Raw genomic sequence first — 6,038 nt, 5'->3', positions numbered from 1 at the left:
CTGGCGGCGGAGGAGACCGCGAAGCCGGAACAGGACGTGCAGGAGAAATATTCGGGCTACACCCACTCCGCGATCTTCGCCGAGGTGCGGGTCGACGAGGAACTGAACGTCGTGCGTGTCACCCGCATCGTGAACGCGGTGGCGGCCGGCCGGATCCTCAACCTCAAGACCGCGCGCAGCCAGATCCTGGGTGGCGTGGTGTTCGGCATCGGCATGGCGCTGGAGGAGCAGAGCGAGCTGGATCACCGCTTCGGCCGGTTCATGAACCACAACATCGCCGAGTACCACATCCCGGTGAATGCCGACGTGCGGGACATCGACGTGATCTTCGTCGAGGAGCATGACGACAAGGTCAGCCCGATCGGCGTGAAGGGGCTGGGCGAGATCGGTATCGTCGGCACGGCGGCGGCGATCGCCAACGCGATCTTCCATGCCACCGGCAAGCGGGTGCGCGACCTGCCGATCACGCCCGACAAGCTGCTGCGCGACGGTGGCGATGGGGCATCCAGCGGCATGGCAAGCACCGGGTGATGCTCGGGGGGGCGGCGACCCTCCCGCATTGACCCCGTTCTGATGCTGCGAACGACGTCGTGACCGTGGAGACGGCAGTGCCGGTAGCCTATCTGAACCGCATCGCGACTGCCGTTCCACCGCACGACGTGCACGCGGCCTTCGTAAGTTTCGCCGATCGGCTGCTGCGGGACCGGCGGGAACACGTGCTGTTTCGCCGGATGGCGGACCGCAGCCAGATCGCCCACCGCTGGTCCTGCCTGGCGCCGGCCGTGCCCGATGCCCCGGGTGCCGATGAGGCGATCGATACGACCGGCTTCTACCGGTTCGGCAGCTTCCCCTCGACCGCCGACCGGATGCGGCGGTTCGAGGCCGATGCCCCCGATCTCGTGACGCGTGCCGTGGAGCGGCTCGATCTCGGCCCGAGCCCGCCGACCCACCTGATCATCGTCTCCTGCACGGGCCTCTCCGCACCCGGGCTCGACTTCACGCTAATCGACCGGTTCGGGCTGGATCCGTCGATCGAGCGCACCGTGATCGGGTTCATGGGCTGCTATGCCGCCATCAACGGGCTCAAGCTCGCGCGCCACATCGTGTGGGCAGAGCCCAAGGCGCGGGTTCTCCTGGTCTGCATCGAGCTCTGCACCCTGCACCTGCAGGAAAGCACCGACCTGGAGCAGGTGCTGACCTTCCTGATCTTCGGGGATGGCTGTGCCGCCGCCCTGATCAGCGCCGAGCCTTCGGGCTTCGCGCTGGACGGGTTCCAGGCGATCCGGGTGGCGGGAACGGCCGGGCAGATCACCTGGCAGATCCGGGACCGCGGCTTCGACATGACCCTGTCCGGCCGGGTTCCCGGCAGCATCGCCGATGGCCTGCGCAGCGCCAGCGGCCGCCTGCTGCCGGATGGCCCGGAAGCCATCGATCTCTGGGCGGTACATCCCGGCGGGCGGTCGGTGCTCGATGCGGTGGAGGCTGCCCTTGGTCTCCCCGCGTCGGCCCTGGCCACCTCGCGCGACATCCTGCGCAGCTACGGCAACATGTCGTCGGCAACCGTCCTGTTCGTGCTGGAGGCAATGCTGCGCGAGGACCCCGGTGGCCGGAGAGGGTGCGCCATGGCGTTCGGGCCGGGCCTGGTGGCGGAGACCATGCGGTTCAGCTCGGCCCGGCATTGATGGCGTCCTTCGACTTCTCCCGGCGCGCGACCATGCCGGAACTGATGGATACGGAGCGCTGCGACTTCGCGACCTTCCAGGGCTGCCTGCAGGACCTGGCGCGGGTGAACCGGCTGACGCTGGCCTACCGGCCGACTCTCGGCTTCCTCGACGGGCTGGCCGCCAGCGGTCGGGTTCCTCGGGAACGGCCCCTGCGGATCCTCGATGTGGCCAGCGGCCACGGCGACATGCTGCGGCAGATCCTGGCCTGGGCGGAACGGCGCCAGGTGGCGGTCGACTTGGTCGGGCTCGACCTCAATCCCTGGTCGGCGCGTGCGGCACGGGAGGCTACGCCTGCGGCGGCCCCGGTCGCCTGGCATACCGGGGATGTCTTCGCCTACCGGCCCGAGCGCGGCTTCGACCTGGTGGTCAGCTCCCTGTTCACCCACCATCTCGACGACGCTTCGGTGGTGCGCTTCCTTCAGTGGCTGGAGGAACAGGCGGCGATCGGCTGGTTCGTGAACGATCTGCACCGGCATTCGTTGCCATGTCGGTTCTTCGCTGCCGCGTCGCGCGCGTTGCGCCTGCACCACTTCGTCCAGAACGACGGACCGATCTCGATCGCGCGCAGCTTCGTGACGGAGGACTGGCGACGGCTGCTCGACCGGGCCGGCCTGCCGGCCGGGAGTGCCAGCATCGCGTGGTGGATGCCGTTCCGGCTCTGCGTGGCACGGGTCAAGCCGTGACGGTGCGGGATGCCGTGGTGATCGGCGGCGGACCTGCCGGGGCGACGCTGGCGCAGGCACTGGCCGCAGCCGGGCGCGATGTGGTCCTGGTCGAGCGGGAAGCCGGCCCGCACGACAAGGTGTGCGGCGAGTTCCTGAGCCAGGAGGCTATCCACTATCTTCGGCGGTCCGGCCTGGAGCCTAGCCGGCTCGAAGCCGTGCCGATCGCCGAGGTGGCCGTATCGGCGGGCAGGGGACCGGTGACCTGCCCGTTGCCGTTCACCGCGTACAGCCTGTCGCGCCGGCGCATGGACGAGGCGCTGATCGAGCTGGCTCGCGGGGCCGGCAGCCGGATCCTACGCGGCCGGAGCGTTCAGGGGCTGGAGCGTTGCGGCGGCTTGTGGGCCGCGCGGCTCGACGACGGCGACACGATCCGGGCGCGGGATGCCTTCCTGGCCACCGGCAAGCACGATCTGCGCGGCTGGAAACGGCCACCGGGCAGCCAGAACGACCTGATCGGGCTGAAGCTGCATCTCAGCCTGGCAGCAGGGCAGGCCGCAGCGCTGGCCGGCAAGGTCGAACTCTTCCTGTTCCCAGGCGGCTATGCGGGACTCGAGTCGATCGAGGCAGGACAGGTCAATCTCTGCCTGGTGATCTGCAAGGATGCCTTCCGGCGGATCGGGCAGAACTGGCCGGCACTGCTCGACCTGATTCAGGCCTCCGATTTGCATTTCGCGTGCCGCATGGCGGGAGCGGTGCCGCTCCGGGACCGGCCGCTGGCGATCGCGAACATTCCCTACGGACTGGTCGAGGGACGGGAGGATGGCTGCTGGCGCTTAGGCGATCAGGCGGCCGTCATTCCGTCCTTCGCGGGCGAAGGCATGTCGATCGCCCTGCACAGCGCCGCTCTCGCCGCCCACTGCTATCTGGGTGGCGGGACAGCGGCCGAGTTCACGCGCCGCCTGCGCAGCGAGCTGTCGGGGCAGGTGCGGCGGGCGACGCTGCTGTCGCATCTGCTCGTGCAGCGCCAGGCGCAGGCGGCACTGGCGCTGGGTGTGCGGCTGTGGCCTGGAGCACTGGGATGGGTCGCCGCCGCCACCCGGATCCAGGCAGCCGCCCTGCTTTCTTCACCGGCAGTCTCCACGGATCAGCGGCCGGCGGTTCCTGTGGCGCCGCAGGCGACAGCACCGTAGGTTGCGTGAGGGTCTGTCGGCGCAGGAGCAGGAAGATGGCGGTCGATGTCGCTGTTCTGGCGAAACGGATCCGGGCGGCGCAGGGGCTGGAGCCCTGCGACCTGTGCATCCAGGGGGGACGGCTGGTCGACGTCACGACCGGCACGGTGCGTGACGATGTAGCCGTTTCGATCGTCGACGACACGATCGTGGCGGTGGGCGAGCCGCGCCTGGCACACCGGGTGGTGGAGGCGCGCGGCCGCTTCATGGCCCCTGGCTTCATCGACACCCACCTGCATGTGGAAAGCTCGCTGGTCACTCCGGCGGAGTTCGAGCGGCTGGTGCTGCCGCGCGGCACCACCACGGCGATCTGCGACCCGCATGAGATCGCCAACGTGATCGGCCTGCCGGGGATCGAATGGTTCCAGGCGGCCGCGCTCAGCCTGGTGATGAGCCTGAAGGTCAACCTGCCCTCCTGTGTGCCGGCGAGCGAGCTGGAGACTGCCGGCGCCAGGCTGGAGGGCGACGATCTCCTGCCGCTCCTGGCCCATCCCGCCACGCTCGGCCTGGCGGAGATGATGAACTTCCCGGGCGTCATCGCCGCGGACCGGCAACTCCTGCACAAGCTCTCCCTGTTCGCCGATGCCCACATCGACGGGCATGCGCCGCTGCTGCAGGGCGAGGGGCTGGATGCCTATCTGTGCGGCGGCCCCAGGACCGACCACGAGTGCACGCTCCTGGCCGAGGCCAGGGAGAAGCTCGAGAAGGGCATGGTCATCCTGATGCGCGAGGGCTCGGTCACCCGCAACGTGACGGCGCTCGCACCCCTGCTCACCGAGGCTACCTGGCCGCGCATCGCGTTCTGCACCGATGACCGCAAGCCGGTCGACATCCTGGCCGAGGGCCATATCGACCATGCGATGCGCACGGCGATCGCCGCGGGTGCCCCCATCCTGCCGGTCTACCGCTCGGCCAGCCTGGCTGCGGCCACCACCTTCCGCCTCCACGACCGCGGCCTGATCGCGCCCGGAAGGCGCGCCGACCTGGTGCTGCTGGACGATCTGGCGGAGGTGCAGGTGAGCGGCGTGGTGGCCGCGGGCCAGGTGGTCGAGGCCGCCTTGTTCGAGGAGCGCAGCCATCCGGCACCGGTCGGCTATGGCTCGGTGCATCTGGCGACGGTGGACGAGCGGACCTTCGTCCTGCCGGCCCCGGCGGGCGAGATGGACGTGATCGGGGTGGTGCCGCTCTCGGTGATCACCGAGCATCTGCGCCTGGTCCCGCCGGCACGGGACGGCGTGGTCACCGCCGACCCGGAGCGCTCCCTCCACCTCGTGGCGGTGCTGGAGCGGCATGGCCGCAACGGCAATATCGGCCGGGGCCTGGTGCACGGCTTCGGCGCTCTCCACGGTGCGATTGCCACCTCGATCGGCCATGACAGCCACAATGTCGCAGTCGTGGGCTCCGACCCCGCGGACATGGCGATGGCGGTCAACCGGATCACCGCACTCCAGGGCGGGGCGGTGGTGGTTCGGGGCGGGGCGGTACTGGCCGAGCTGGCTCTGCCGGTGGCCGGGCTGATGTCGGACCGGCCCTATGAGGAGGTGGCGGAGCGGTTCGGCGCCATCCGCAAGGCGGCGCACGAGATCGGCTGCCAGATGCCGGAGCCCCTGCAGCCGCTGGCCTTCCTGCCGCTCTCGGTGATCCCGCACCTCAAGCTGACCGACCGCGGCTATGTGACCGCCGGCCCGGATGGCCTGCGCCTGCTCGGCTGACCTGTCGGGGAGCGATGACCGAAAACGACGAAAGCCGCGAAAGGTCGCCCTCGCGCGGCTCGTGTCGTGCCCGCCGCCCGGTCCAGCCGGGCGGAAACGCTTCAGCCCTGGCGGGCCTTGAAGCGCGGGTTGGTCTTGTTGATCACGTAGACCCGGCCCTTGCGCCGGATGATCCGGCAGTCCTTGTGGCGGCTCTTCGCGGTCTTGAGCGAGTTGATGACCTTCATGACACCGATCTCTGCAAGTGGTCAGGCTTCGGCCTTGCGGCGGAAACCCTGGAAACGCTTGTTGAACTTCTCGACCTGACCGCGCTCGATCACGCGAACGTTGCCGCCAGTCCAGGCCGGGTGCGACTTGGGATCGACGTCGAGCTGCATGCTGTCGCCAGCCTTGCCCCAGGTCGAGGAGGTCTCGAAGGTCGACCCATCCGTCATCACTACGGTGATGGGATGGTAGTCGGGGTGGATGTCCTTCTTCACGACGCTTTCCTCAGATGCGGGCGGCCGCTATATATCCGCGGGCATCCGGGGACTCAAGGGGTCACGGCTCCCTTTCCTGCGCGCTTGCGACGGCTCGACACGAATCGTTAGCGATATTGCAAGCTTTGCCGCATAGCATCGTGTCGGTTGCATTCATCGAGGACGGTTCATGAAAGGCGGGCAGCGCAGGTCCGGCCGCGTCGACAGCGGGCGCGCAGGCACGCGCGAT

General features: G+C 69.1%; 7 protein-coding genes. 5 read left to right on the top strand and 2 right to left on the bottom strand.

All coding sequences use genetic code 11. From position 1 onward, the window contains the following. From VNS22_RS18725 to ade, 5 genes are all read left to right on the top strand, one after another. Positions 1–531, top strand: a 531-nt coding sequence (locus VNS22_RS18725) for a xanthine dehydrogenase family protein molybdopterin-binding subunit (protein WP_325735095.1), incomplete at its 5' end; no start/stop codon positions are given. A 59-nt stretch (positions 532–590) separates the two neighbouring features. After that, positions 591–1,682 carry a type III polyketide synthase gene (locus tag VNS22_RS18720; protein WP_325735093.1) on the top strand — a complete coding sequence of 364 codons (1,092 nt, stop codon included), beginning with the start codon at positions 591–593 and terminating at the stop codon, positions 1,680–1,682. Next, entirely contained in the window at positions 1,682–2,407 is a 726-nt protein-coding gene (locus VNS22_RS18715; protein ID WP_325735092.1) for a methyltransferase domain-containing protein, read from the top strand. Before VNS22_RS18720 ends, VNS22_RS18715 begins: the two co-directional genes overlap by 1 nt. Continuing rightward, a complete protein-coding gene (locus VNS22_RS18710; RefSeq protein WP_325735090.1) occupies positions 2,362–3,579 on the top strand; it encodes an NAD(P)/FAD-dependent oxidoreductase in 1,218 nt (405 codons plus the stop codon). Before VNS22_RS18715 ends, VNS22_RS18710 begins: the two co-directional genes overlap by 46 nt. A 35-nt stretch (positions 3,580–3,614) precedes the next feature. Next, entirely contained in the window at positions 3,615–5,330 is a 1,716-nt protein-coding gene (gene ade, locus VNS22_RS18705; protein ID WP_325735088.1) for an adenine deaminase, read from the top strand. A gap of 101 nt (positions 5,331–5,431) precedes the next feature. Here ade and ykgO read toward each other — a convergent pair whose 3' ends face one another. After that, on the bottom strand, positions 5,432–5,557 hold the full coding sequence (gene ykgO, locus VNS22_RS18700) for a type B 50S ribosomal protein L36 (protein ID WP_027133106.1): 126 nt from the start codon (positions 5,555–5,557) through the stop codon (positions 5,432–5,434). A 21-nt stretch (positions 5,558–5,578) separates the two neighbouring features. Then, positions 5,579–5,809, bottom strand: a complete 231-nt coding sequence (gene rpmE / locus VNS22_RS18695; protein ID WP_159713979.1) for a 50S ribosomal protein L31 — start codon at positions 5,807–5,809, stop codon at positions 5,579–5,581. Between the last annotated feature and the right edge of the window lie 229 nt (positions 5,810–6,038).

The organism is Geminicoccus sp., from assembly GCF_035556675.1.
Classification (GTDB): Bacteria; Pseudomonadota; Alphaproteobacteria; order Geminicoccales; family Geminicoccaceae; genus Geminicoccus.
Note: the sequence above shows the minus strand (reverse complement) of the source record. Positions and strands in the feature narration are given on the sequence as shown.